26 protein-coding genes are annotated in these 24685 nt (G+C 50.1%); 9 read left to right on the top strand and 17 right to left on the bottom strand.

The features are described 5' to 3' along the window. Positions 1-82 precede the first annotated feature (82 nt). Both ACYVI1_RS24185 and ACYVI1_RS24180 read left to right on the top strand, forming a co-directional pair. The gene (locus tag ACYVI1_RS24185) at positions 83-469 is read left to right on the top strand and encodes a hypothetical protein (RefSeq protein WP_460913425.1); all 387 of its coding nucleotides are present in this window, start codon (positions 83-85) and stop codon (positions 467-469) included. A 121-nt stretch (positions 470-590) separates the two neighbouring features. Continuing rightward, positions 591-2057 carry an MFS transporter gene (locus ACYVI1_RS24180; protein ID WP_460913424.1) on the top strand — a complete coding sequence of 489 codons (1467 nt, stop codon included), beginning with the start codon at positions 591-593 and terminating at the stop codon, positions 2055-2057. Positions 2058-2101: 44 nt separating this feature from the next. On the opposite strand, the gene ACYVI1_RS24175 is transcribed toward ACYVI1_RS24180, so the two are convergent. The 8 genes from ACYVI1_RS24175 to ACYVI1_RS24140 form a co-directional block, all read right to left on the bottom strand. Further along, positions 2102-2503: a Dabb family protein gene (locus ACYVI1_RS24175; RefSeq protein WP_460913423.1), complete on the bottom strand. Its 402-nt coding sequence runs from the start codon at positions 2501-2503 to the stop codon at positions 2102-2104. Positions 2504-2815: 312 nt separating this feature from the next. Beyond that, positions 2816-3253, bottom strand: a complete 438-nt coding sequence (locus tag ACYVI1_RS24170; protein WP_460913422.1) for a putative toxin-antitoxin system toxin component, PIN family — start codon at positions 3251-3253, stop codon at positions 2816-2818. Then, positions 3246-3443, bottom strand: coding sequence for a hypothetical protein (locus tag ACYVI1_RS24165; protein WP_460913421.1), 198 nt, complete (start codon positions 3441-3443; stop codon positions 3246-3248). Before ACYVI1_RS24165 ends, ACYVI1_RS24170 begins: the two co-directional genes overlap by 8 nt. 355 nt (positions 3444-3798) lie before the next feature. Then, positions 3799-6438, bottom strand: coding sequence for an ATP-dependent chaperone ClpB (clpB, locus tag ACYVI1_RS24160; RefSeq protein WP_460913420.1), 2640 nt, complete (start codon positions 6436-6438; stop codon positions 3799-3801). A gap of 199 nt (positions 6439-6637) precedes the next feature. Continuing rightward, positions 6638-7891 (bottom strand): DUF418 domain-containing protein, encoded by a 1254-nt coding sequence (locus ACYVI1_RS24155; RefSeq protein WP_460913419.1) that lies wholly within the window; start codon positions 7889-7891, stop codon positions 6638-6640. A gap of 190 nt (positions 7892-8081) precedes the next feature. Next, positions 8082-9293 carry a hypothetical protein gene (locus tag ACYVI1_RS24150; protein ID WP_460913418.1) on the bottom strand — a complete coding sequence of 404 codons (1212 nt, stop codon included), beginning with the start codon at positions 9291-9293 and terminating at the stop codon, positions 8082-8084. A gap of 588 nt (positions 9294-9881) precedes the next feature. After that, complete coding sequence (locus ACYVI1_RS24145) at positions 9882-10832, bottom strand: TspO/MBR family protein (RefSeq protein WP_460913417.1); 951 nt, start codon at positions 10830-10832, stop codon at positions 9882-9884. A gap of 73 nt (positions 10833-10905) precedes the next feature. Beyond that, positions 10906-11991: an SDR family NAD(P)-dependent oxidoreductase gene (locus tag ACYVI1_RS24140; protein WP_460913416.1), complete on the bottom strand. Its 1086-nt coding sequence runs from the start codon at positions 11989-11991 to the stop codon at positions 10906-10908. 157 nt (positions 11992-12148) lie between these two features. Here ACYVI1_RS24140 and ACYVI1_RS24135 point away from each other — a divergent pair, with 157 nt between their 5' ends. Beyond that, positions 12149-12703, top strand: a complete 555-nt coding sequence (locus ACYVI1_RS24135) for a DUF4136 domain-containing protein (RefSeq protein WP_460913415.1) — start codon at positions 12149-12151, stop codon at positions 12701-12703. Positions 12704-12738: 35 nt separating this feature from the next. Here the strand turns inward: ACYVI1_RS24135 and ACYVI1_RS24130 are convergent, their stop codons facing one another. The 4 genes from ACYVI1_RS24130 to pheS form a co-directional block, all read right to left on the bottom strand. Then, positions 12739-14064: a DUF937 domain-containing protein gene (locus ACYVI1_RS24130; RefSeq protein WP_460913414.1), complete on the bottom strand. Its 1326-nt coding sequence runs from the start codon at positions 14062-14064 to the stop codon at positions 12739-12741. A gap of 186 nt (positions 14065-14250) precedes the next feature. Continuing rightward, entirely contained in the window at positions 14251-14439 is a 189-nt protein-coding gene (xseB, locus tag ACYVI1_RS24125; protein WP_460913413.1) for an exodeoxyribonuclease VII small subunit, read from the bottom strand. A 72-nt stretch (positions 14440-14511) separates the two neighbouring features. Next, positions 14512-15714, bottom strand: a complete 1203-nt coding sequence (locus ACYVI1_RS24120) for an exodeoxyribonuclease VII large subunit (protein WP_460913412.1) — start codon at positions 15712-15714, stop codon at positions 14512-14514. Between the two features lie 92 nt (positions 15715-15806). Next, positions 15807-16880: a phenylalanine--tRNA ligase subunit alpha gene (pheS, locus tag ACYVI1_RS24115; RefSeq protein WP_460913411.1), complete on the bottom strand. Its 1074-nt coding sequence runs from the start codon at positions 16878-16880 to the stop codon at positions 15807-15809. A 364-nt stretch (positions 16881-17244) separates the two neighbouring features. Between pheS and ACYVI1_RS24110 the strand changes: the two genes are divergently transcribed. Together ACYVI1_RS24110 and ACYVI1_RS24105 are read left to right on the top strand one after the other, a co-directional pair. Then, complete coding sequence (locus ACYVI1_RS24110; RefSeq protein ID WP_460913410.1) at positions 17245-17676, top strand: LytR/AlgR family response regulator transcription factor; 432 nt, start codon at positions 17245-17247, stop codon at positions 17674-17676. A 246-nt stretch (positions 17677-17922) separates the two neighbouring features. Then, entirely contained in the window at positions 17923-18342 is a 420-nt protein-coding gene (locus ACYVI1_RS24105) for a LytR/AlgR family response regulator transcription factor (protein WP_460913409.1), read from the top strand. Between the two features lie 75 nt (positions 18343-18417). Here ACYVI1_RS24105 and ACYVI1_RS24100 read toward each other — a convergent pair whose 3' ends face one another. After that, positions 18418-19092: an outer membrane beta-barrel protein gene (locus ACYVI1_RS24100; RefSeq protein WP_460913408.1), complete on the bottom strand. Its 675-nt coding sequence runs from the start codon at positions 19090-19092 to the stop codon at positions 18418-18420. 220 nt (positions 19093-19312) lie between these two features. Here ACYVI1_RS24100 and radA point away from each other — a divergent pair, with 220 nt between their 5' ends. The 3 genes from radA to ACYVI1_RS24085 all read left to right on the top strand — a co-directional run bounded on the left by radA (position 19313) and on the right by ACYVI1_RS24085 (position 21266). Continuing rightward, positions 19313-20698 (top strand): DNA repair protein RadA, encoded by a 1386-nt coding sequence (gene radA / locus ACYVI1_RS24095; RefSeq protein WP_460913407.1) that lies wholly within the window; start codon positions 19313-19315, stop codon positions 20696-20698. 94 nt (positions 20699-20792) lie between these two features. Further along, positions 20793-20963 (top strand): hypothetical protein, encoded by a 171-nt coding sequence (locus ACYVI1_RS24090; RefSeq protein WP_460913406.1) that lies wholly within the window; start codon positions 20793-20795, stop codon positions 20961-20963. A 54-nt stretch (positions 20964-21017) separates the two neighbouring features. After that, the gene (locus ACYVI1_RS24085; protein ID WP_460913405.1) at positions 21018-21266 is read left to right on the top strand and encodes a type II toxin-antitoxin system RelE family toxin; all 249 of its coding nucleotides are present in this window, start codon (positions 21018-21020) and stop codon (positions 21264-21266) included. Between the two features lie 8 nt (positions 21267-21274). Here the strand turns inward: ACYVI1_RS24085 and ACYVI1_RS24080 are convergent, their stop codons facing one another. Next, entirely contained in the window at positions 21275-21778 is a 504-nt protein-coding gene (locus ACYVI1_RS24080; RefSeq protein WP_460913404.1) for a DinB family protein, read from the bottom strand. Positions 21779-21894: 116 nt separating this feature from the next. Here ACYVI1_RS24080 and ACYVI1_RS24075 point away from each other — a divergent pair, with 116 nt between their 5' ends. Further along, positions 21895-22773 carry an alpha/beta fold hydrolase gene (locus tag ACYVI1_RS24075; protein WP_460913403.1) on the top strand — a complete coding sequence of 293 codons (879 nt, stop codon included), beginning with the start codon at positions 21895-21897 and terminating at the stop codon, positions 22771-22773. Between the two features lie 46 nt (positions 22774-22819). Here ACYVI1_RS24075 and ACYVI1_RS24070 read toward each other — a convergent pair whose 3' ends face one another. The 3 genes from ACYVI1_RS24070 to ACYVI1_RS24060 are packed head-to-tail and all read right to left on the bottom strand — an operon-like array spanning position 22820 to position 24659. Further along, a complete protein-coding gene (locus tag ACYVI1_RS24070) occupies positions 22820-23335 on the bottom strand; it encodes a hypothetical protein (RefSeq protein ID WP_460913402.1) in 516 nt (171 codons plus the stop codon). 18 nt (positions 23336-23353) lie between these two features. Further along, positions 23354-23728, bottom strand: coding sequence for a hypothetical protein (locus tag ACYVI1_RS24065; RefSeq protein ID WP_460913401.1), 375 nt, complete (start codon positions 23726-23728; stop codon positions 23354-23356). Between the two features lie 43 nt (positions 23729-23771). After that, positions 23772-24659 carry an AraC family transcriptional regulator gene (locus ACYVI1_RS24060; RefSeq protein WP_460913400.1) on the bottom strand — a complete coding sequence of 296 codons (888 nt, stop codon included), beginning with the start codon at positions 24657-24659 and terminating at the stop codon, positions 23772-23774. Between the last annotated feature and the right edge of the window lie 26 nt (positions 24660-24685).

The raw sequence follows: 24685 nt of genomic DNA, 5'->3' as shown, positions 1-24685 counted from the left end.
GCGTTTAATGCTGAATAAATTTTAAAACTGTTGCTACAGCCTGACGGTTATCCTGCCTATGGTTCCCTCTATCGCGCACGCAATGGTTAAACTCCCTAAGCAACTCCTGCTCACCGGACTGCTGTTTGGTCTGGTTGCCTGTAGTCGGCAGGGTCAGATGGACGCTGGAGCAAAAAAAAGGCTGCGAATAGAGGTTGGCGAAATTAAAGAGGTTTCGTTGCCAAATACCGGTGATAGTTCCTCGGAATTAATCGGTACGTCCGACAATCAGGAGGTGGTGGAAGTCTCCCGAAGGCAGCTTGCCCCGGCTGTCGATACGCTCAGCCGGACTAATTCCGGCCCAACCGTTTTTCAGATAAAAGGCGTTACCACCGGAACGGCAAACGTTGTCTTTTCAACGAAACCCATGAATCAGGCGGGAAGTGGGCAAACCATCCGAACCTATGTTGTGCGGGTGGTGGCCAGGTAATCGTCGTTCGCGTTGGCAGGTTCGCTTAGCTGATGCCCTTTGTCAGTTGAACAACCCCCTTATTCAGTCGGTTAGGTTACCGAATTAATCTGGTTTTTCTGTGTCAGTACCGCCCGTCTCTATGCCGGCCTCGTCGGCTCCCAACAAATGGATTATTCTGGGAACGATCATGTTCGGTACGTTCATGTCTACGCTCGACAGCAGCATTGTCAATATTGCGCTGCCAACTATCCGACGAGAACTTAACGCGGGTGATAGTGTCGAATGGATCGTGTTGTGTTACCTGCTCACAACAACCAGTACGTTGCTCATTATGGGTAAACTATCGGACTGGGTGGGCCGCCGACAGTTATACATCACGGGTTTTTGTGTGTTTGTGCTGGGATCGATGCTTTGCGGGCTGGCCTGGAATCTCTGGTCATTAGTGGGTTTTCGAGTGCTTCAGGGGCTGGGTGCGGCCATGATCTACGCTGTTGGCCCAGCCATCATCGGCGATACGTTTGCGCCCCAGGAGCGAGGCCAGGCACTTGGGCTGATGGGGTCGGTGGTGGCGGCAGGGGCGAGTGCCGGACCGGTTATTGGTGGCCTGCTGCTGGGTAAATTTGGTTGGTCGAGTATTTTCTTCGTAAACGTGCCAATTGGCGCGTTAGCCATCTGGCGGGCGTGGACTGTTCTGCCCGACAGCCCAAAAAGTACGGGCCAACGCTTTGATCTGGTAGGAGCAGGGCTGTTTCTTGTTGGGGTGATTGCCTTCCTGACCGGGCTGGATTTTGGGCCGGAGCCACGCTACGGCTGGAACGACCCACTTGTTATTGGGTTGCTATCAACTGGCGCAGTGGTCTTGCTGATTTTCTTTGTTTGGGAAATGCGGATTCGTGAACCCATGCTACAGCTAAGTCTATTTCGTATAAAACCCTATACGTCGGCTATTTTGGCTTCTTTTTGTGGGTTTGTTGCCTCCGGGGGCAACCTGTTCGTGATTCCCTTCTTTTTGCAGCAACTACTGGGCTTAACCCCTGAACGGGCAGGTTTGGTCTTATTAGCCGGACCTTTAACGCTCAGTATCGTTGCCCCATTGGGAGGCTATCTTTCCAGCCGGGTCAGTACCCGGTGGTTGTCCAGTATTGGTTTACTAATTGCCGCCTTCGGCTATTTCGCCTTTTCCTTTCTGGACGCCCGTTGGGATTGGCAGGATGTCATCTGGCGAAGTTCGCTGGTTAGTCTGGGCTTTGGGTTGTTTCAGTCGCCCAATAGCAGCAGCGCTCTTAATTCGGCACCATTAGCCCAGCGTGGTATTGCCAGCAGCATGATTGCCTTTATGCGTAACCTGGGGTTTGTGGTCGGTATTGCCCTGGCCGCTGCCGTATGGTACAGCACCCGCAACCGCTACGCGCTTGCCCATGACGTAATGCCCGAAACGACAGCCGCTCAGGTGCTTGGCATGCACTATGCCTACCTGACGATGGCCGGTTTAGTTTTGACCGGTGTTTTTATTTCGTTCACGCGCGGTAAACTCAGTACGGAGCAGGGTGCACGGAGCGAGGAAAAAGGAGCAGGGGTGGACAGGAGGGGTGCAGGGTATGCCTGATGCCTGGGTCCTCCCCGCTCCGTGCACCCTGCTCTGCACTGAGTTTACCGCTTTGGTCCAACCGAATCGTAGATAACTACTTTCTCCCACAGATGAGCATAGTTATTCCGAAACTCATCGTGGATGGGGTGCTTCTGGTAGCTTTCTTCATCGGCAGGGCTATCGAAGAAGCATAGCCATGAGTAGGCATATGTCCGCTCAATGACAGCCCGGTTGGTGGCTGCGGGTGTGCCAATGTGTACCAGTTTGATGCTCGGAACTTTCGCTAATTTAGTTAAACCTTCCAGCAGTTTAGCTGTGTCAGCTTCACTGTCGGCGTTTTTCAGGTAAAAAAGGACGTGGTGGACAAACATATCTTTCGGGGCTGATTCGATGGCGGGCAGGCTGGCACCTAACCCGGCTGCTACACTGTTTTTGACAAAATTTCTCCGTGATTGCTGGTTCATGTAGTAGGCTGGCTATTGACTTTTTAAGGAAAGGTATTTATTCAGAAAGCAAAAATGCCAAACGATTCGCCGTCAGCCAAATTCGGGCGAAAATCAGTTTGGGTTGATGGCTATATCCGGGCTGAACTACCCGCGAATCTGGCGCTAAATTGGAACGGTGGTAGACTGTCTCTCCACGTTCGACCGGGTCACGTCGATTCTCTCCACTCAAACCGACAGCAAGAGCCGTGCTCAGCGTGTGCGTGATCGCGCCCGACAGGATGGACTGGCGCGGTAGAGCTGTATAGTGGAGTAGGGGTTATGCTAAATGGTTCACGATTCAATACCTACCAATGATTTCTTATACATTGACTCGAACTCTTTATAATTTAAAACCCGTATTGGAGGGAAGCCAATGTCATTTAATCCATTGAAATGACGGTCATTTCCGATAATGTAGTCAGCGTTTGCAGCTACGAAGCAGTCAACAAATTTGTTGTCATCTTTATCGTTTTCAACAAGATTCCAGCGGTATGAAGGTTCAATTATGTGAACGTTGGGTAGCAAGAGCAGATAACTCAGTTTGGCATCAGTGGCCGTCAATCCGTAGCGTTGCTGAATAATTTCTTCATATTCCAGCAGGATTTCAGTTGACAGACACAAGTCAAACTTATCTTGCAGGATACACTCATAAATCCAGTAGTATTTGTATTGTGTAGCCAGCGAAACTAAAAACACATTGGTATCCAGAATGAGACGCAGTCTACTCATTTAACCAGCGATCTAAATCGTCCTGCGAGATATTTTTTCTCTCAACAGTTTCGGCCACTTTGTCAACTAATTTGTTGGAAAAATACGCTGCCAGTAGTTTCTTAACTGCCTGCAAATCCTCATCAGAAGGCTGGAATGAATAGATCTTTAGGAGTTCTAACTGAAGTGAGCTTAGTTTATCAGCAATCATGATTTTCTTGGTTTTTTGTGAAGATAAAGGTTATTTGGATAAATATGAGTTATTATCAACAGGGTAAGTTTTCTTCTCTATTCTCTCGTTGCGTAGCGGGAATACCGAGTCAATTCTATTACACGTAGCCTAAAGCCCCATCCTTTCCGTCGCGTAGAGACCAAACCAGTTGCTTTCATATTGTTTGGTCTCTACGCGATGGAGATAGGTTTTCGGGTTATATCGGGGTATTTGTAAGCCTGACTGGTACTTCTACCTATTGTCCTAAGCACGCCCAACAGGACGGCTGGGGCGGTAGGGTAGTTAAGTAGAAGCCCGGCCACTTCGCAGCAACCGGGCTTCTCAAATCTCCTGATTACAATTCAATTTCGGCGTCTAAATTCGTGAAGGCAATCTCCCCGTCGTCGGTCAACTCCATCAGCACGACAGAGTCTTTTTTGACCTCGCCGGATAGGATACTCTTCGACAGTTCGTTCAGCACCCGGCGTTGCAACACACGCTTCAGCGGGCGGGCACCAAACTGCGGGTCGAAACCTTCTTCGCCGAGCTTGGTCAGGGCTTCGTCGGTGGCGTCGAGTTGAATGCCGTTTTCGGCCAGACGTTGTTTGATTTGACGGAACTGAATGTCCACAATCTTACGAATGTTGGCCTTCGTCAACGGCTCAAACATCACGATCTCGTCAATCCGGTTCAGGAATTCAGGGCGGATGGTTTGCCGCAGCAACTCCATTACTGCCGACTTGGCTTCTGCCAGCACCAACGAATGGTTCCAGCCTTCATCTTCGGCAAATTTTTCCTGAATCAGGTGGCTGCCGATGTTCGAAGTCATGATGATAATCGTGTTCTTGAAGTTCGCCACACGGCCTTTGTTGTCGGTTAGGCGGCCTTCGTCGAGCACCTGCAGCAGAATGTTCCAGACGTCGGGGTGGGCTTTTTCGATTTCATCGAGCAACACCACCGAGTAGGGTTTCCGGCGCACAGATTCGGTCAATTGACCGCCTTCGTCGTAGCCCACGTAGCCCGGAGGAGCGCCAATGAGTCGGCTCACGGCATGGCGTTCCTGATACTCCGACATGTCGATGCGGACCATCGCGTTTTCGTCATTGAACAGGTATTCGGCCAGCGTCCGGGCCACTTCGGTTTTGCCAACGCCCGTGGTTCCGAGGAAAATAAACGAGCCAATGGGCCGTTTGGGGTCCTGCATTCCGGCCCGGCTCCGGCGCACGGCATCGGCCACCACTTCAATCGCTTCGGCTTGGCCGGCGACGCGCTTACCGAGTTCTTTCTCCAAATTGAGCAGTTTCTCGCGGTCGCTTTGCAGCATTTTCTGCACCGGAATGCCGGTCCATTTAGCAACTACTTCGGCGATGTCCTCGGCGGTCACTTCTTCCTGTAGCAAGGTGCGTGGGGCATGGAGCGCGGTGTTGCCCTGCTCCTGGCTCCCTGCTCCCTGCAATCCATTCAGCTTCGTTTCAAGTTCGGGAATGCGCCCGTAGCGAATTTCGGCTACTTTGCCGTAGTCACCCGCGCGTTCAGCCTGTTCAGCCTCCAGGCGCAGCCTGTCAAGCTGCTCCTTCAGCGTGCGGCCTTCGTTGACCGATGCTTTTTCAGTTTCCCACCTGGCTTTCAGCTCATTACGATCTTCGCTGAGGTCAGCAATCTGCCTGCTCAGCGACGTTTCTTTCTCTTTGTCGTTTTCGCGCCGAATGGCTTCCCGCTCAATTTCCAACTGCATGATGCGCCGGTTCAATTCATCGAGTTCTTCGGGCACGGAGTCCATCTCCAGCCGAAGTTTAGCGGCTGCTTCGTCCATCAGGTCGATGGCTTTGTCGGGCAGGAAACGGTCGGTAATGTAGCGCGTTGAGAGTTCGACAGCGGCAATGACCGCGTCGTCTTTAATGCGAACGCCGTGGTGGAGTTCGTATTTTTCCTTGATGCCGCGCAGAATCGAAATGGCGTCGGCCATGTCCGGCTCATCAACCAGGACGGCCTGGAAACGGCGTTCGAGTGCTTTATCTTTCTCAATGTATTTCTGGTACTCTTTCAGCGTCGTGGCGCCAATTGTGTGCAGTTCACCCCGCGACAGCGCTGGTTTCAGCAGGTTAGCGGCATCCATGGCACCTTCGCCACCGGCGCCTGCACCCACGAGCGTATGGATCTCGTCGATGAACAGAATAATCTGCCCGTCGGAGTCGGTCACTTCTTTAATAACCGCTTTCAGACGTTCCTCAAACTCGCCTTTGTACTTGGCACCCGCAATGAGCAAACCCATATCGAGCGAGACGATGGTTTTGGTTTTCAGATTTTCGGGAACGTCGCCCGATACGATACGCTGGGCAAGTCCTTCAATAATGGCGGTTTTGCCAACGCCTGGTTCGCCAAGCAAAATCGGGTTGTTTTTGGTTCGGCGGCTCAGAATCTGCAGCACCCGCCGGATTTCATCATCGCGGCCAATCACCGGGTCGATTTTGCCGGTTCGGGCGCGTTCGTTCAGGTTAACGCTGAACCGTTCTAAAGATTGATATTTCGCTTCTGCGCTCTGGTCTTTCACCGGGTTTCCTTTTCTAAGTTCGTTGATGGCCGCTTTGGTTTGTTTCTCCCTGAAACCGGCGTCTTTTAGTAACGTGGCGATCTGATCTTTGCCGCTCATTAGACCCAGCAGCATCAGTTCAACGCTCACAAATTCGTCGCCGAATTCTTTAGTGTGGCTACTGGCTTTGGCTAAGGCAGCGGCAGTATCGTTGCTGAGGTATACACTGCCGTTTCCGCCCGAAACTTTGGGATAGGTGGTCAGTATAGCCGCTAAGGCAGCACTGGTATTTTGTAGATTAACGCCAATTTTTTTGGCAACAAAGCCGACGACATTCTCGTCTTCCGACAGGATAGCCTGGAGCAGATGCCCCGTTTCTATGGCTTGCTGGCCGTTTCCGAGGGCAATCTCCGATGCCTTCTGTACGACCTCCTGTGCTTTAATGGTGTAATTCTTAAAGTCCATGAGTGGTCAGGAATGGATAATGGTTAATGGGAAATGCATACTGTATGCTCGAACTGGTCGGGTAGTATTCATTATACCGCGCGGGCGGCCCTGATTACTCATTAACAAATCATAGGCCGGAGTAGTTTTTCAGACATTTTGACTGAAAACTACCCCGGCCTATGATTTGCTGCGCCAAAATGACTGAAAACTATAGACTTTATACCCGCATCGGTTGCGCCTTTCCAAACGTTAGCGAACGCCAGAGCCATTCCAGCGGACCATACTGAAAGCGTGATAACCACCAACGGCTCAAGAGTATCTGCCCAACGAAAATCGGGATCGTTAGCGTAACGGCAACTGCCGAACTGATTTCACCGATTCGCCCCAGTCCGTATCCGTAAAAAATGAGTGTCCCAAACACCGATTGAAGCACGTAATTCGTCAGGGCCATTTTACCAACCGCTACAAACGGAGGGACAACCCGCTGCCAGGAAATTCGGGAGAAGAGCAACGTCAGACCGGTAATGTAAAACACGGTCAGCAGGCCATTACCCACATCAAAGAGGAATGAAAAAATGACTTCAATCGCTTTCGGTGGCTGCGAATTAGCGCCAAAGATGGAAATAGCTATGGCGAAGAGAATAATGATTCCCAGTACCGCAAAGCCGGAGAAACGCGTAACTTTTCGGAATAAAGACCGGTGTTGGACGAGGTGCTGAAACAGCCGTCGGCGACCGGCATACAGCCCCAGCAGAAAAAAGCCCAGCGTGATGTAAATACGACCACTGTCGAACTGAAACTCCATTTTGGTCTTCAGCTCGCGCAGGTTAAGGAGGGCTACTTCGCCATAATTGCCGTGTTTGATTACCTGATAATTAGCAGTCACGACTGTATCGAACGCCTTTTGTCGCTGGTCGTTTTGCGCTTTGGTTGGTGGGGTAACAAAGAAACTGGTGTAAGCATCGCGCACCCGAACCGGTAAATTCAGGATGAGCAACATCGCCACAACCAGTACCCACCGGATCGGGGCATTGCGAAATAGCAGCATCACAAACCCCAGCATCGCAAAAATACCCAGAATGTCGCCCCGCCAGTGCAGATTATGCAGGAAACCAATGGCCCCCAAAATCAGTAGCCGCCGGGCAAACCGACGCAGAAATGCACCCCCCGACTCGGTTGATCGGGTAAGCATGAGGGCGAAACTCAGCCCAAAAAGAAACGAGAAGAAGGTATAAAATTTACCACTGAAAAAGACGCCCAGAATTGTCTGGACGACCGTATTGGCCACGCCCTCGTTATTGATCTGATAGACAGAACCCGGTAGTGGCCCTCCATCGAACCAAACCGATACATGGACGAGTAAAATGCCCAGTAACGCAAATCCGCGCAGGGCGTCGACTACCTGAATGCGGACGGTATTGTCTGGTTCCGCTGTGGGCAGCGATGAGGTAGTGTCGATGGCAGGGTTCATGGAAGAGGATTTAGACGGTAAACTACCCAAAACCAGTTTGGCCAACCAACAGAAATTGGATGAGGTAATGAAAAACGGGCATGAACGGGCGCGAAGCGAGTGGCTATCAACAAATAAGCGCACCAGACTATAGCCGGATGCGCTTATTTGTTGATAGCCTGATTTTGGCATTCCGAGGAATGACGAAAAATTACTGCACTACGATCTTGATAGCAGGCACTTTAGCTGCTCCAACCAGATACATGCCGCTGCTGAGCGGGCTGGCTGGTTCCAGCGTAACTAAGCCCCCGGCTGATTCCGTCATGCGGAAGGCTACCGAACGGCCCTGCATGTCGGTGATCTGAAGTTTAGCTGCTTCCAGATTAAACAATTGCAGGTTGATTCGCCCGCCCTCAGTGGGGTTGCCCAGTACGGCAATGGCCGGAGCCTCGGGGCGGGTGGTAACGGCAATAATTTTAGAATACTGAACGCTGCCATCGCGGTCGACCTGCCGCAGCCGGTAATAATTCACGCCGGTTAGGGCCTGCTCATCAGTAAAGCCATAGGCCTGCTTTGCAGTAGCATCGCCTGCCGCCCTCACCTGGCCGATGGCCCCAAACTCGGTTGCGTTTTGGCTGCGCTCCACTTCAAAACGGTCGGCGTTGCGCTCCCAGCTTGTTGCCCAGCTTAGCTGCACCCGGTTTACGGAGGCTTTGCCCTCGAAGGACGTAAACTCGACCGGCATCGGGCAACTTATATAAGCACCTATTCTTACGATGTCCATTCGCACGACGCTTGTAGCACTGGGCAGGTTGTAATAATACACGCGGAATGACCGGGTCGTTTCTATTAGCGGCATCATTGTCGTACCAAGCTGCGTGGGATTAGTGGTGGCGGTAAACGTTCCTCCATTGAAATTGCCATCAAATGAGGTAACCGGGCCAAACGCCCCCCGATTTAAACTGGTGGCATACATATCATAGCTGCTACGGACTTCGTAAAAACCCGAAGAATTTTCACCCGGCTGATCATTATCGCCCCGATAGTTGATTTGAAATGCCGCTACATTTATTGTGCAGCCAGGTTGTGCTGTGATGGTGTATTCATAGTATTTGCCGGGGTCTAAACTGCCGGTACCCATAGCTGGCTGGGTGGGCCACCCATTTGCTGAGAAGCCATAATTAGTATAATCAGGGCCACTTCCATTGCTGCCGGGGTTCGTAACGCCAGCGTTGACAACGCCTACTGCTATGACGTTGGAGGCTATTATACCTGTTGCTGAAGTGGTAACAGCCGTGCTGGGATTCATACCTGAAGAAGCCGGATTTTCAAAATCCCATCTGGCAACAATTGGCTGGGCGTTTGCCTGTATGCCTGCGCCTAATAAAAACGTGGCAATTAAATAGTTGTATAATGCTTTCATAAGTGGAGTATGCTAAATCCTTAAAGGGTGTTTCTTAAAAAGACAGGCTCTTGCACATAACGCATGTAGGATTAACCACCGAAAGTTCCCATGCCATCCATGTTAGACCCGCCTTTCAGCGTCAGCTTTTGGACGCTGCCTAACGCGTTGATCTTCGGGGTTTTGTACGTTTTTTTAGATGGAACTACAACAGACGGTTTCTTGTGCTTTTTCATAAAGTGTAAAATTTGAATTAGTAAAATTGATTTTTGTAAAGTCATTTCATAGACTTTACGGTTTGAAAGATTGGGCTAAATTAATACTAACATGCGAAAAAAATAGTTAAATGTGGCATAAAAACTTCAATTATTTATTTACTACTATACCAATTCTATTTTTCATTGAAATCATTGCAGTTGCATTAGTAAGAGACAATGCTGGTTAGTAAGACGATAATTGCATCAGGAAGTCTTCATTTTTGGGAAAATTTGCTCTTCTTAGAATGAACAGGTGAGCTTACGAACCTTATAGTCAGCTATCTGCATAAAAAAAGCAGGCTAACGGATGCATCCGTTAGCCTGCCTGACGCCAAAACTTAGGCTAAACCATTTAATCCAACCGTTCCGCTTCAACCGGTTTCATACGTTCCCGCGCAATTTCGGCCTGATGCGGCTCTTCGGTTTCAAGCTGTCCAGCCACTACCTCGGCTTCCACATCCTGAACAACAACCGGGTTATAATCGCGGAATTTGCCTTTTGGGAGCCAGTAGGCCAGTAAACCGGCATAGGCAGCGGCTAAAGCAGCGGCTGTCCGGCCAATAACGGGCTGCTTTCCCCATTGGCGGGTGGCGATTCCGCCAAAACCGGCCACGAAGGGCAGCATATACCAGGGGTCATTGAGCCGATGGGCAATGAAGTACCCCGCCCCGGCTGTGGCACTCAAAATACCCGCAGCTATAAGTTCGTCGCGCTCCTGGTCAGGTTCCCATGCGCCCAGCGTAAGCAGCGTGTTCGGCGTACCAACGACCGTGGCAGCGGTGAGCCATCCGGCATACAAACTCACCGGAATTCGGAGGTACTTTTCGGGCGTGGGAACATCCGTTTTGCCAATTTCCAGGCTCTGGTGCAGGGCCAGGGCAGCCAGCAAATTGAACTTGGTGGTGAGGTCAGAAATAACAACGCTTTGTGGGTCATTTTGTGAGAAGAACCGCCCAAAAATGGCGTTGAGTGCCCAACTGGTCCACCACCAGGGCAGCGCTTTCTGGTAGCGCGGATTAGAGGCCTGTGCGGGTAGGGCCTGATGCACAGACAGCGCGGCCAACCCTGAGTACACCGTTGACCAGACTACCCCAAACGCCCAGCCCGCCGGAACAATCAGGTTTTTCTCGAATACATTCTGGTACTCGACTGGTACGTCGTATTCGTATTCTGAACCACTCGGACTAGCCTCTTGACGTTTCTTACTTTGCTGTCGGGAGCGGCTGCTCGATGTTGTGGTATAAATGATGCTGCCAATGGCAAAAACCGCCGTGGCAATGCGCCAGAACGATGAATTCTTCATGGTGTATATTTTTCGACAGGATCACAGGATTGACAAGGTTTTATAACTCAATCCTGTAATCCTGTCAATCAAATTAGGCAACTACTTCCTCCTCAAGCTCAACTGCGTTATCCACCAGTTTTTTGGCTTTCGCCTTTGTCTGCTGAAATGACTCGACGACTGTCTCAACCACCGTGTCTACGGCTGACGATAAGGCATCAGAGATGGTATTGCCTGCCGATTTGGCTTTGTAGCGGTAGCGGGCTTTCTGAAAATCACTGGTGTTTTTATAGCCAATGGTCAGAGCAATTCCGGCAATTACGGCAATGCCAAACCCAATGCCCCAGGCCAGCGGAATCAAAGGTTCTTTTTGGGCTTCCGGATCAGGCTTTTGCGCCATTTTATCGCGCATCAGTGCCGCTAATGCTTCCTGCGGAGCTACATACGCCATTACCTCGTAAGACTTGTTCTTCAGTCCCCCCGGAATAACTTTAGACTTGCCGGCCATGAGGGCATCATAGCCCGCTTTTGCCACCATGACCGGGTCCTGCACCTCATCGGTCACCTTTGTGTTTTCGGCACCCGCTTTATTGAAGAAGTCCGTGTCGGTGGCGTTGGGAAGCAGGGCCGTAATGGTTACGTTGGTATCTTTCAGTTCGTTAACCAGCGACTGGGTGAAATTATACACGTAAGCCTTCGTGCCGGCATAAACCGCCATCAGGGGGGTCGGTGTGATGGAGAGCAGCGAGGCTAAATTGAGGATTTTTCCGTCATTACGCGCCAGCATGTCATACAAATACAACTTCGTTAGTTGGGTCAATGCCAGCACATTGAGGTGAATCATGGCTTTTTCCCGCTCCCAGTCGGTATCGGTGCCAAACAGGCCATACAACCCAACGCCTGCATCGTTAACCAGCACATCGACCGTTATGCCTTTTGCCTTCACCTGGTTATAAACATCCAGGGCGGCATCTTCCTCCGACAAATCTTTGCTGATAACCGTAACCTGCTGAGTGCCGTAGTTGCTTTTAAACACATCGCCGAGCCTCTCTAACTTCTCGTCGCTGCGGCCAACGACGACCAAATTATAGCCATCCTGTGCAAAGAGTTTGGCGAGTTCCTGGCCAATGCCACTGGAGGCACCGGTAATCAGGGCGGTTTTTCCTGTTTCCGAATTCATGATAGGTGATTGGTTATTGTGTAACACATTGCCCTTATGGAACTACGAACCGAACAAGTTGTTTCGACTTTCTGGTGGGTAGGCCAGCGCGAAGGCGGGGAATTCTCGGCACGAAATGAGTTTAAAAAGTGTTTTATAATCAAGAAATCAACCTGTTATGAAAACAAGCTCAGGAATCATAATTCTGTTTCTGGCGAGCCTGATGGCTTGCTCGCCGTATCGTATTGTCCGCAATCAGGGTGATAGTGGGGCCACCTGGGCCTCCTACCAGACATTTGCCTTTGTCGACACAAGCCGCACCGGGATGGAACCCAGCATTGCCTATCAAACGGCAATCAGGGAGGTAAGGCAGGCGGTAACTGCCGAATTAATAAACCGGGGTTATCAGCCAGTAACTGAGACGCAGCCATCGGCAGACCTGCTGGTAAATATCGGCGCGGTCGTGAATGAAAAAACGCAGACTCGCCAGACCTCAATTTATGAGGCTCCCCGGTATATTGGCCAGCGTCGGTATTCCTGGCAAAGTCAGGAGGTGCCCGTCGGCACCTATAAAGAAGGAACACTCAGTTTGCACATTGTGGACGTTAAGCGAAAGGCCCTGATTTGGGATGCCGCCGTGTCGAGCGTTCTGGGTAAAAAAGGGGTTACGCCCGGACAGATCGGCGAGGCAGTTAGTGAAGTATTTACAAAATTTCCCGGCAAGCGTTCGTAAGGGTTGTTTGCGCCTGGCCGGGCCAGGCGCAAACACTACTTGACCACTACTTTTACATCAATTTTCCGCAGTGCTGGTTTGGCAATGCCGGATGTATCGGCTTTAGAAACGCCGGTGCCGCGTCCGATGGCATCGATCCGAACGAAATCAATCCCCGACGACATCAACTGCTGCTTAATCTGGTTCACCCGTTTAAACGACAGGCTTTTGTTGGTAACACCGCCCTGGGCGTCGTTGGCATAGCCAACTAACTGAATCTGAAGCTGGGGGTAGGTTTTCAGCAGAGTGGCCAACTCGCCAACGGTGGCCAGCGAACCGGCTGTCATCGAAAGCGACCCCGGCTGAAAAGCCACGCCCGTCAGGGGGAATATTCGTCCTTTGGGCAGGGCGGCATTCCCCAGATAAGGCGTCATCTGTTGGGTAAGTTTGCCGGTCGTGCCAACCGGCGCTGCTGCTACGGTACTGGACGTGGCCGAGGTTGATTTTGGCGGGGTTTTAGCGACCGACTCGTTCGGCACCGCCAGCGACCGCGTGACTGTATCGGCCTGGGCCGTATCGCCGGTGATTTCTGTAACGTCGTTAACCTCTTCCTGGCCACTCGAATATTTTTGTGTATTCTGGTAAAGATAATAACCGCCAAAAGCCAGGGCTATCGCTATCAGCGCAAGGAATCCCCATTTTGTCAGCGTTTCGTTCCCATTGTCCGAATCATCAGCCGGATCGTAGGCGACAACCGGGCGTGTTTGCGTTGTCACCGACCGACCGGCCGATTCGACGACTGTGCTCCGGGCGGGCATGGCCAGCCCGGTAATAACCTGCTGGAGGCCGACTTTCTCAATTAATTTAGGCATGAACTCTTCTGGCACGGCGTTAACGAGGGCGTCGCGTTCCGAAAAGAGCGAAGCAGCCAGACCATCAGCGTCTAGTTTTTGATCCTTCACCTGTTTGCCCAGTGCATGAAGGACGATGGTTGTAACCAAACCCAACAGTGAAATTGCCGACGAGTTCCGAATGCCGGCATAACCGGAAATCATACTGCCAATGGAGCTTTTCATGGCGGGCAGCAAATGACTAATCACGTCGTTCCCCTGGGTTATCAGGGTATTGGTATGGGTAGGATCGCGCAGCGTGGCCGCCAGATTGTCGAGCAGCAGGCCATCATAACGGCCCTTTTGAATATGGTTATAGAGTTGCTTAACCCCAATTTCATTGGTGGTGCGCTTCATCAACCCACCCACAATGGTATAGACAAGCCCATTAACGGCTTTATGGCTTTTTTCGGCTGGTTCGTCAATGTAATCGGCAATTCGCGAGAGAACCTCCGAACTCAAAACAGTAGTTAGATTAGTAAATAAATTCATATAGTGAACAGACTCAATCAGGGGATAATAGTGCTTTCATTCACATCACGGATCGACAACCAGCACGAAAACACTCGGTGGGAAGGCATTTGCCCGGTAAGCATCCACTCGGGGAGCATCCACTCGGGGATAAAATTAGGAAGGTTTGGTAAAGGTTGCACACGACTACCGAATAAAATCCCGAATTTATCGCTTTGGTAACTGGTCAATAATTTCCTGATACTCCGTCTCAACGGCCCGCAGCCGCTCCTGGCAGAACGTTATCAGATGAGTAGCCAGCCGAATCTTGCCGGGAAGTTCATCTAAGGGAACCTGCTCATTTTCAATTTCATCGACCAGCGTGGTTAATTGGTCGTAGGCGTCCTGATAAGTCATTTTCTCTTATAAGTTGTTTAATCATAGAGTTGTATGGTCGAAAAGTTTGCCCGCCGATGCAACTCTATAACCCTATACCTTTATAACATTAATACTGACTGTTCCATCGTGCAACTGTACCTGAAGGGTTTCGTTGGGCTGGATGTCGGTGGTTTGGGTTAGGATTCGGCCATTACGGAGCAGCAACGCATAGCCGCGCCGAAGTACATTAGACGGATCGAGGTGGCGAAGCGTAACTGCTTTTTCCGTCAGGTCGGTGTGGCGTTCCCGAAAATAAAACTGCGAGACGAAGCGTAGCCGCTCAGTTTCCCGGTCAAGGTGTTCGCGAGCTGTTTGGAGCGCTTCGTAGGCAACAATCCGCAGGCGTTCGCGCAGTTGCAGGCAGGCAGCGTCGAACTGGCGGTTGTGCTCGATCAGAAAGGCCGCAGCTTTGGTGGGCGTTTTCACGCTCTGATGGCAAAGCAGATCGGTAATGCTCACATTGCGCTCGTGACCGATACCGGCCAGGATGGGGATGTCGAACCCCGCCACAGTCTGGCCCATCAGGTAGGAATCGAACGAGCCAAAGTCCAACTGCGAGCCGCCCCCGCGCACAATCACGACAGCATCATAGCGTTGCTCACTCGCACGAATGCGGTCCAACTGCCCGCAAATGGCTCGTTCGGCTCCCTGGCCCTGCACCTGCGTTAAATACTCATCGACCACAAAATCATAACCAAACGGGTTCTGCGCCAGCTCGTGCCGAAAATCGCGCCAGCCATCGGAGTTTGGGGCTGCAATGAGGGCCAGGCGCTGCATTACAACGGGGCGGGGCAGGAGTTGATTGGCAGTAATGTAGTGGCCCGCTTCGAGCCAGATTAGTTCGGGGTGATTCTGAACGAGCGAATCGAGCACGGCCTGCCGTTCGCGTTCGAGATTGCCGAGTGTATAGGATGGATCAATCTTCAGGATTTCCAGCCGTAGCCCATACACCGGACTAAACCCAACCGACACGAGCAGTAAAAGCTGAATGTTACGGGCAAAAGCGACGCCCGTTTCCTGCTCAAAATCCCGGATTGTATGGTAGTTCCTCCGCCAAATGGCGGCATCGAGTTTGGCCAGCGTTTCGCGGCTTGCCGAATCCCGGTCAACCAATGTGAGAAAACAGTAACCCCGATCGGGATAATTTTTAATGTCGCTCGTTTCGGCCACTACCCACATCACTTTCTGACCGAAGGCTTCATCAAGCACGGCTTCGAGCGTAAAGGCTAAATCGGATAGGCGAATGGGATTCATTTTTTAATGAGCGAATGAGCGAATGAGTGAATGAGTGAATAGCTGACGCGAGTTTTATTCGCTCATTCACTCATTCGCAATTCACTCATTGGTTATAGTCCTTCAAACTGGCGCAGGAACCGCACGTCGTTTTCGGTATAAAGCCGCAGGTCATTCACAACGTATTTCAACTGGGTGATGCGCTCAATGCCCATGCCGAAGGCAAAGCCGGTATATTCTTCGGGGTCGATGCCGCAGTTAGCAATTACCTGGGGGTCAACCATGCCCGATCCGGCAATTTCGACCCAGCCCGAATGTTTACAGATGTTACACCCCGTTCCCCCGCAAATCTGACATGAAATATCAATCTCGGCGCTTGGTTCGGTAAAAGGAAAATAGGAGGGCCGAAACCGAATCTGGGTGCCGGGTTCAAACATCTCTTTCACAAAATGATAGAGCGTGTCTTTCAGGTCTTTAAAGCCCACATTACGGTCAATATAAATGCCTTCGACCTGATGGAACATACAGTGTGCCCGTGCCGAAATGGTTTCGTTGCGATACACCCGGCCCGGCATAATTGAACGGATGGGCCGGAAGCGCATCGGCGCACCGTCCGTGCCATGCCTTTGTCGCTCCATCAGCCGGATTTGCACGTTGGAGGTATGTGTTCGCAGCAGCATATCAGCCGATGAAGCCCCACTTTTCGATTTTTCCACGAAGAACGTATCCTGCATATCGCGGGCGGGGTGGTTTTCGGGGAAGTTGAGCGCACCAAAGTTATACCAGTCTGACTCGATTTCCGGACCATCGGCCACGTTAAAACCAATTCGCTCAAAAATCTGGATAATCCGTTGCCGAACCAGGCTCAGCGGATGCTGTGTGCCGGTCAAATTCGGAACGGTCGGCAATGTCAGGTCAACGGGGGGCGCACTGCTGGCGGCTGCCCGCTGCTCATCAACAAGCTGAGAAAAAGCATCGAACCGCTCCTGGGAAAAATTTTTCAACCCATTCAGTTCCTGTCCGACGGCTCGGCGGTCGGCTTGAGGAACGCTCTTGAGTTCCTCGAATAATTCGGTAATAACGCCCTTGCGACTAATGAAGCGTAGCCGAAACTGCTCTAACTGCTCCGGCGTATTAATGATGTACTGATCGACTTCCTGATGTAGGTCTCTTACTTTATCCAGCATAGGCTATGATTTTAGCGACAGGCTTTGGCAAAGGTAAGCAAATCTGGGAAGTGCGTTGAATGGTGTTTGGCCCCGCTTTTTATTCTAAGGTTTTATTGCCAAAAACCTGCACTTTATAAAGAGTAGATTCCTGGCTTAAGCAACTTGCCATTTATTGAGTAAACGGTAAATTACTGCTGAATATTAAGTAATTATGAAAATGAGCGTAGGAATATATTAAGCTTTTGACAAGTAGGTCTGATTCTTGTACTTAAATCGGTTAGGGAAAACATTGTGAACCACAGCTTCGGCACGAGAATTAGTAGAGTAAGTTTCTGAATGTCAGTCCCAAATTATTAGTTATCAACCCTCTATCAAACGAACTATGAATGCCTTCTCCAATGACTCAATTTTTGATGCCCTGTCCATTCCTTTCCACAATAGTGTGGAAAAGATTGCCGATTCTGCCTGTATGCAAAAGCTTCTGATTCCCTTTTATGATCGCAAGCGCACGGTTTCTGTTGAGGAGATTGTCCGGTTGGAAGGTTGTGGAAATTATACCAATTTTTTCCTTAAAGACGGTACCAAAATGTTAGTGTCCCGCACGCTGAAAGAATACGAAACGCTGCTTGATGGACAGGCCTTCGTTCGGGTGCATAAATCCTGTATTGTGAACCTGGGCTTTGTTCGTAAATTTTTCGTCAAAAAAGAAGGCGAACTTGAACTGACGGATGGGCAGCAGGTTAAAATATCGCGTCGGCGGGCACAAACATTTATCGACCGCATTCGGGATTTTCGGCCATTAGTGTTGAGTTAGTCAAGCAGGGGTGGTTTTCTCCTGAAAATTGACGCAATATAGTGCGATAGGCACTACGTAGTTTTACGCATTAGTTTGAGTACATTCACCCAAAGAATACGGTAAAAAAGGCCGTAACGACTTGATTAGCAACTGGTTGAATATTATTTTCAGCCCTTGCCAATCAGGTCGTTTCTTTTGATAGAGGGCTTCAGGCGGTAGTTTTGTTTCACCAGTCACAGACGACGAACCAAAACTATTCTCTCCATGGAAGCTTCCATTTTCTCCTCTCTTCAACCGATCAGCATTGTTCCTCAGTTTCCCTCATCGTATCAACGCGGTTCGCAGCGTATTGCCCTGCCTTACCTGAACCGAACTATCTTTATTTCTGTAGATGATATTCTATGTCTTCAGGGCGAGGGGAATTATACATTTCTGCACACCCGCGACCGCAAACGGTATCTGGTGTCCAAGACGCTTAAAGAGTTTGAGAAAACGCTGGATGGGTCGATGTTTCTCCGCATTCACAAATCATACATTGTGAATCTGGCGTATGTGCAGCGGAGCATCTTCAACCGGGAACGTCAGGTACATTTAGCCGATGGACGCGAAGTTGCCATTTCGCGTCGGCGGATGAAAGACATTTCGCAGCAACTCGCCCAATACTGGCAAAGACTGTTAAACTAAAGGCGTAAAAAAAGTCGTCAGTCAATAGTCGCCAGCAACTGACGCTGGCACTACTGACTGACGACTGCTAACTAATTAAAACAGCCTGTAGGCCAGCGTAATCTGCCATGACTTCAAACGCTGGTTGAACTTACCCGCGCTATCCTTAATCTCCGCCACGTCGGAGATATTCCCCTCATAGCGTACATCAAGCCCAAACGAGCCAAGGTCCAGGCCGCCCCCAACCTGGTAGCCATAATACGCTTTTGCCCAGGCGTCGTTCAGCGTGCCGCTGGTGTATTGACTTAGGGCCTGGCCCAACTTCTGGTTATCGTCAACTCGAAAGGAAACGACCGGCCCGGCCATCACCCGAATTGGCCCGCCCTTAATGCCCAGCAAAACCGGAACATCAAAACTGGTTGTTGTCACGGTAACTGTCTCCGTCTGCCCGTTCCGAATAATACCAAATTGACCCGCCCGGGTCGAATAAAGCAGTTCGGGCTGGAGAAATAAGTTTTTGCCGAAGCGCGTGTAGATACCAAACGAGGTACCGGTTTTACTATCGAAACTATCACTTAGATTATTGCGGAACGTCTGCCCATCGACTCCTACCGTTGGGGAGCCATTGGTATTTGTACCGGTTTTGATGAAATCGCCAAAACTGAGTTTGGAGAGATTAACGCCCCCCTTAATGCCAATTTGAAAGCCCCCCTGTGCAAATGACAGCGCAGGCAGACTAAGTAATGATGCGAAAAGCAGGAATTTTTTCATAGCTGGTTGCATAAGGAATGTATTGATGAGTAAACGTAATTCGGGCCGACACGGTACAAAGCACCAACTTATTTCGAGTAAACGGCGTTGTATAAATGAATAATGAACAATGTAAAATGGCTAATTGAAGCGCTTCCTGTAGCTTTGATTAACAAACGTTTTGGGGGTTTAACTGGCTGCTCAATATCATTATTCATTTTACATTATCTATCAGTACTGAATGGCCAAGTTAAGAACCACCTATTTTTGTCAGAGTTGCGGTCACCAGTCGGCTAAATGGCTGGGCCGCTGCCCCTCGTGCGGGGAGTGGAATACCTACGTCGAAGAACTCGTTCAGAAAGACGAACCCGAAAAAGGTGGCTGGCGAAGCCCATCCGCCGGGCCGGGTGGCCTGAAAGTAGCCGCCAAACCAAAGGCCCTCCATGCCATTAATTATGAAGAGCAACCGCGCATTCGCACAACCGATAATGAACTGAACCGGGTTCTGGGCGGTGGCATTGTGCCGGGTTCATTGGTGCTCATTGGTGGCGAACCGGGCATCGGTAAATCGACACTGTTGCTGCAAATCGCATTGAGCCTGGCTGGTCTGCGGGTATTGTACGTATCGGGTGAGGAAAGTGAGCAGCAAATCAAAATGCGGGCCGAGCGGTTGGATGTCCCCACCAGCGATTGCCACGTCATGACCGAAACCTCAACCCAGAATATTTTCCGGGTGGTCGAGCATTTCGAACCGGAAGTGCTGATTATCGACTCCATACAGACCATGCAGTCGTCGCTGGTGGAATCGGGAGCGGGGAGTGTCTCGCAGGTGCGCGAATGTGCGGCCGAGTTCATGAAATACGCTAAAGAAAGTGGCGTGCCGGTGTTTATGATTGGCCATATCACTAAAGAAGGGACAATTGCCGGCCCCAAAGTGCTGGAACACATGGTCGATACGGTGCTGACGTTCGAAGGCGACCGACACACAACCTACCGAATTCTGCGAACGACCAAAAATCGCTTCGGCAGCACCGATGAACTGGGCATTTATGAAATGCTCGGCACCGGGCTTCGGCAGGTGACGAACCCCTCCGAAATTCTGATTTCGCAGCGCGACGAGGCCCTGAGTGGTGTCACTATCGGCTCCATGCTGGAAGGCAACCGACCGTTGATGATTGAAACCCAGGCTCTTGTGAGCGTAGCCACTTACGGCACACCCCAACGGAGCAGCACCGGATTCGATGCCAAACGACTCAATATGCTGCTGGCCGTTCTGGAGAAACGCGGGGGCTTCCGGCTTGGTCAGCAGGACGTATTTCTGAACATCACGGGCGGCTTGCGCGTCGAAGACCCGGCCATTGATTTGGCGGTGTGTGCGGCTGTCGTGTCGAGCTACGAAGACATTGCCATTCCACCCTCGGTGGCGTTTGCGGCAGAAATTGGCTTAGGGGGCGAGGTGCGGGCCGTCAGCCGGATTGAATCGCGCATTGCCGAAGCCGAGAAATTAGGCTTCAAACAAATGTTTATCTCCAAATACAACCTCAAGGGCTTAGATACAAAAGGATACAAAATCAGCATCAAACCCGTGTCGAGATTAGACGAGGTGTTTCAGGGCGTGTTGATGTAAGATTTTAACCGGGCCGCCGGTGCGCTACATTTGAGAAAAAATAATGACGTATGCGATTGGTCATAGATGTAGATAAGCAGTAAAAAAACTATTCATGGAAGCTGCCAAAGCTGCAAAGGCAAGGGTGCAGGTTGATGGGCAATATCTGACGGAAGCAGAGGAAGACAAGGCACTATTGAAACTAATGGAAGAAGGACAGAAAGAGGGGCGGATGACTGAAAAAGTGCAGGAGAACTTTAAAAATTGGCTGCTAAAAAAATCGTAGACACCGGATAAATAGCAGTCAAATGCTCATTGAGTTGATATTTACTTTGCTGTCATGAAAATCGAAATAGACAATTCGTTCAATCGTGATGCAAAGAAACTACCGGATTCGATTCTTGATGAACTGAACCTTATCTATTCAGTTAAAAAAATGGAAGGTAGTAAAAAACTAAAAGCCTTTCGGTTGCGTCTGAGCGAAAATAGTAACTATCGCATTGGCTTCTATTTGGAGGGCGACACTGTCGTTTTATCCCGGATTCTGAATCGGAAAGACATTTATAAGAAATTTCCTCCTAAAAGATAAGGCTCCATTTACGTGGCAGGCACCAAATCCAGCCCCATTGGCTGCTCGCTTGTCCGCAGTGCCCCACCCAATTTAAGAATGGTAAAAAAATGATGCGCTTCGTGGAGCAGGAAAAACTCTGTCCACCCGGCAATCGTCATCGGTCCGTAGGCCGGATGTCTCCCTACGCGTATAAGTTGCTCTCCACTCAACCTGCTCAGAAATTCACAGAGCGTTGTCCGGGTGACCCGCATTCGCTCGGTCAATGACGGAAACGAAAGCTGAGTCCAGTCGGCGAAGCCAGGATCTTCGTCGGCCACATAGCGGCTGAATGAAGGGTTATGTTCGTTAATTATACGATGCATCCGTTCCAGAAAAACTGTCTGATACTGGCCCAAATGAGCCAGGTTCTCGAAAATAGACCACTTTCCGGACGGCGGCCGTTGTCGGATTTGGTCCTCGTCAAGGCCAAACAGCAGGTGGTCAAGCGCGTTGGGCTGATTAGTTAATCGGGTGAGGAGGGATGAGTTCATGGCGTAAACTAAAGAAATCCTGAAAAAGTATTCCCTCATAAATCCTTAACAAACCATTTTTCGTAGCTACAGTTCTCTATTAGTATATCGAATAACTCAACTAAATCAAGTACGTTATGAGTTACATTAAAGCAGGTACGGATGCGTCCGGCAATGACATTAAACTTTTTTATCAGGATTTGGGTACTGGAAATCCCGTCGTCTTAATTCACGGCTGGCCGCTAAGCCACGAAATGTGGGACTATCAATTAGCCGAATTGCCCGCCCACAACCTCCGCGTGGTTGCCTACGACCGCCGGGGCTTTGGCAAATCGACCCAAACCTGGGATGGTTATGACTATGATACCTTAGCCGACGATTTGAAAGCGGTTCTCGATGAATTAAATCTTCAAAACGTGACGTTAGTGGGTTTCTCGATGGGCGGGGGTGAGGTAGCCCGGTACATGAGCCGGCATGGTGGAGCGCGGGTGGCCAAGGTAGTTTTTGTAAGCGCCGTAACGCCTTATCTGCTAAAAACGGATGATAACCCGGATGGTGTTGATCAGGAAGTGTTCGACACGATGGCCGAGAATATTCAGAAAGACCGGGCGGATTTCCTGCAAACGTTCAGCAAGATGTTCTACGGGGTCAATCTGATTAGCAAACCCGTTAGTCAGGCTCATCTCGATGGCGATTTTGCGCGGGCGTATGTCGCTTCGCACAAGGCTACGCTCGAATGCGCCAAGTCATTTTCGCAAACTGATTTCCGCGATGATTTAACCCAGATTCAGGTGCCAACGCTGATTATTCATGGCGATTCTGACAAGACGGTGCCTATTGAAGCCTCGGGCGAACGAACATCCAATGCCCTGCCAACTGCTCAATACCTTGTATATGAGGGCGCTCCGCACGGCTTATTCGTGACCGAAAAAGACCGGCTAAACGAAGACTTGCTCACGTTTATTCTGGAGGGTATGGGCGTTCGTGACTCGGTCGCTACAAAGGTGGTATACTAAAGGAGGGTTCCTGAGTCTAAAAAAAGAGTTGAGCGCATAAGACCTCTTATGCGCTCAACTCTTTTTTTAGTTTCTCAACAAAACTGACGGGTACGTCAGCCAGTCGGGCAATTTCAGCAGAAGAGAAGTGGGTTTCCTGAAGCAGATTAATTACAACCAGACGCTCTTTAGTTGATGTTCCTTGCTTCTTGCCTTGTTCAATTCCTTGTTTCTTGCCTTGTTCGATTCCTTGTTTCTTGCCGTTTTCAAGGCCCAGACTAAAGCCTAAACGCTGCCCCTTTTTGTAGAAAGGGTCTTCCTGCTCTTTAAAATACTGCGTTAATTTTTCCATAACTGTTTCTAAAACAGGCTGTAATTTACGAAGTTGAACTAACACCCGCAACTGGCTAATGTATCGTTCAAAGGCTAACGAGCCCGTTGTCGTTTCATAAATCCGATTTACCATACTTTCCAGAATGACCTCGGGCGATTTTTCACCATAATCAGCTAAAAGAGCGAACAGAATCTCTTCAGGCTTGTCAGATGACAGAAATATCGTATAATCAAACTGCTGAAAAGACACCAGATTATACCGAATAATTTAGATCCCCATAGTAAGCTCAGTAGGCATTTTGGGCAGTTTGTCTCCCATAAAAAGTACATACTGTCGAACAGGAAGTCGATAAATCCGGGCCAGCATAACGCAATACTCTCCCATACGGTAGATCATATCCGGGTCGTCGGCCACCTGAAATTCCAGATGCAGAATGAAGGTCTTGCCATTGACATCGCGAATACGCTTGAGAGCGTCCGGTTTACGCTCTTTGGTGTGCTGAAGGTCGTCAGGCAATTCTTCTGAGTCGACCGGATGGATGTGGAGAAGGCGCTCAAGCAGGGCAGGAATAGCAGCTTCTAAGTTTTCTTTAACAATCTTGTCATATTGACTAATCGAAAAAGATTTACGGCGGAATTTCATAGCTTCGCAAAGTAACTATGGAACGCCTTATAAACGACTTACTTCATAAGTCCCTATACGTTTTTAAATAACTTGAGGGCGTCTGGCCGGTAATGTCTTTGAACTGTCGGTTAAAGTTCGATAAGGTGCGAAACCCGCTTTCAAAGCTAATCTGAGTTATGTTTAGCTTCCCACTCATCAGCAACTTACAGGCATGACCGATGCGAACCTCCGAGACAAACTCCGAAAAAGTTTTATTGGCCCGTGTTTTAAAATACCGGCAGAAAGCAGGCGGGGTCATACCGGCCAAATCGGCCACAATATCTAAATGCAGCTCGTCGGGGAAATGCCCCAACACATAATCATGTACCAACTGCATCCTGCGGTAGGCCGCCCCATCGGTTTCGGCTGGTTTAACGGTATTGGTATATCCGGGGCTGGTCAGGTAGCGATAGTCCGTCGCGTGGGAGAGTTCATTTAGAAGTGTCAATAAACTCATCACGCGCTCGAAGCCAATGGGCTGCTCTGTCAGTTTCCGGAGAGATGCCTCGGCCCGGCTGCGGGTCAACCCCGTCCATTCCAATCCCTGCCGGGCATGGTTGAGCAATTGCCGCAAGGGGGCCATTTCCTGCTTGTCAAAAAAAGCAGCCCCAAGAAAATCCTCCGCAAAATAGACCACAATTCCCTTCGTGACCATCCCCGCCAGTTTATCAAGATACACCTGATCACTGCGCCAGAGGTGTGGTAAATTTGGTCCCAGGAACACTAAATCGCCGGGGCCAAATGGCTTAATCGAATCACCAATAAAACGGGTGCCCGTTCCTTCTTCCACCAGAAATAGCTGGTAATGCGGGTGGAAATGCCAGTTAGCATCGAAATGTGGTTCAATCAGTTCTTTTACGATGAATGAAGCCGAGACCGGTTCGAGGTCCTTACGAAGAGGGTTTTTCATTCAAGTCTATCTTTTTTTAACGTAAA

The organism is Spirosoma areae, from assembly GCF_054781775.1.
Note: the sequence above shows the minus strand (reverse complement) of the source record. Positions and strands in the feature narration are given on the sequence as shown.

Excerpts from the sequence above, each read along its gene's own strand:
- ACYVI1_RS24185 (WP_460913425.1), top strand. The coding sequence starts at position 83 with ATGGTTAAACTCCCTAAGCAACTCCTGCTCACCGGACTGCTGTTTGGT.
- ACYVI1_RS24180 (WP_460913424.1), top strand. The coding sequence starts at position 591 with ATGCCGGCCTCGTCGGCTCCCAACAAATGGATTATTCTGGGAACGATC.
- ACYVI1_RS24175 (WP_460913423.1), bottom strand. The coding sequence starts at position 2,503 with ATGAACCAGCAATCACGGAGAAATTTTGTCAAAAACAGTGTAGCAGCC.
- ACYVI1_RS24170 (WP_460913422.1), bottom strand. The coding sequence starts at position 3,253 with ATGAGTAGACTGCGTCTCATTCTGGATACCAATGTGTTTTTAGTTTCG.
- ACYVI1_RS24165 (WP_460913421.1), bottom strand. The coding sequence starts at position 3,443 with ATGATTGCTGATAAACTAAGCTCACTTCAGTTAGAACTCCTAAAGATC.
- clpB (WP_460913420.1), bottom strand. The coding sequence starts at position 6,438 with ATGGACTTTAAGAATTACACCATTAAAGCACAGGAGGTCGTACAGAAG.
- ACYVI1_RS24155 (WP_460913419.1), bottom strand. The coding sequence starts at position 7,891 with ATGAACCCTGCCATCGACACTACCTCATCGCTGCCCACAGCGGAACCA.
- ACYVI1_RS24150 (WP_460913418.1), bottom strand. The coding sequence starts at position 9,293 with ATGAAAGCATTATACAACTATTTAATTGCCACGTTTTTATTAGGCGCA.
- ACYVI1_RS24145 (WP_460913417.1), bottom strand. The coding sequence starts at position 10,832 with ATGAAGAATTCATCGTTCTGGCGCATTGCCACGGCGGTTTTTGCCATT.
- ACYVI1_RS24140 (WP_460913416.1), bottom strand. The coding sequence starts at position 11,991 with ATGAATTCGGAAACAGGAAAAACCGCCCTGATTACCGGTGCCTCCAGT.
- ACYVI1_RS24135 (WP_460913415.1), top strand. The coding sequence starts at position 12,149 with ATGAAAACAAGCTCAGGAATCATAATTCTGTTTCTGGCGAGCCTGATG.
- ACYVI1_RS24130 (WP_460913414.1), bottom strand. The coding sequence starts at position 14,064 with ATGAATTTATTTACTAATCTAACTACTGTTTTGAGTTCGGAGGTTCTC.
- xseB (WP_460913413.1), bottom strand. The coding sequence starts at position 14,439 with ATGACTTATCAGGACGCCTACGACCAATTAACCACGCTGGTCGATGAA.
- ACYVI1_RS24120 (WP_460913412.1), bottom strand. The coding sequence starts at position 15,714 with ATGAATCCCATTCGCCTATCCGATTTAGCCTTTACGCTCGAAGCCGTG.
- pheS (WP_460913411.1), bottom strand. The coding sequence starts at position 16,880 with ATGCTGGATAAAGTAAGAGACCTACATCAGGAAGTCGATCAGTACATC.
- ACYVI1_RS24110 (WP_460913410.1), top strand. The coding sequence starts at position 17,245 with ATGAATGCCTTCTCCAATGACTCAATTTTTGATGCCCTGTCCATTCCT.
- ACYVI1_RS24105 (WP_460913409.1), top strand. The coding sequence starts at position 17,923 with ATGGAAGCTTCCATTTTCTCCTCTCTTCAACCGATCAGCATTGTTCCT.
- ACYVI1_RS24100 (WP_460913408.1), bottom strand. The coding sequence starts at position 19,092 with ATGAAAAAATTCCTGCTTTTCGCATCATTACTTAGTCTGCCTGCGCTG.
- radA (WP_460913407.1), top strand. The coding sequence starts at position 19,313 with ATGGCCAAGTTAAGAACCACCTATTTTTGTCAGAGTTGCGGTCACCAG.
- ACYVI1_RS24090 (WP_460913406.1), top strand. The coding sequence starts at position 20,793 with ATGGAAGCTGCCAAAGCTGCAAAGGCAAGGGTGCAGGTTGATGGGCAA.
- ACYVI1_RS24085 (WP_460913405.1), top strand. The coding sequence starts at position 21,018 with ATGAAAATCGAAATAGACAATTCGTTCAATCGTGATGCAAAGAAACTA.
- ACYVI1_RS24080 (WP_460913404.1), bottom strand. The coding sequence starts at position 21,778 with ATGAACTCATCCCTCCTCACCCGATTAACTAATCAGCCCAACGCGCTT.
- ACYVI1_RS24075 (WP_460913403.1), top strand. The coding sequence starts at position 21,895 with ATGAGTTACATTAAAGCAGGTACGGATGCGTCCGGCAATGACATTAAA.
- ACYVI1_RS24065 (WP_460913401.1), bottom strand. The coding sequence starts at position 23,728 with ATGAAATTCCGCCGTAAATCTTTTTCGATTAGTCAATATGACAAGATT.
- ACYVI1_RS24060 (WP_460913400.1), bottom strand. The coding sequence starts at position 24,659 with ATGAAAAACCCTCTTCGTAAGGACCTCGAACCGGTCTCGGCTTCATTC.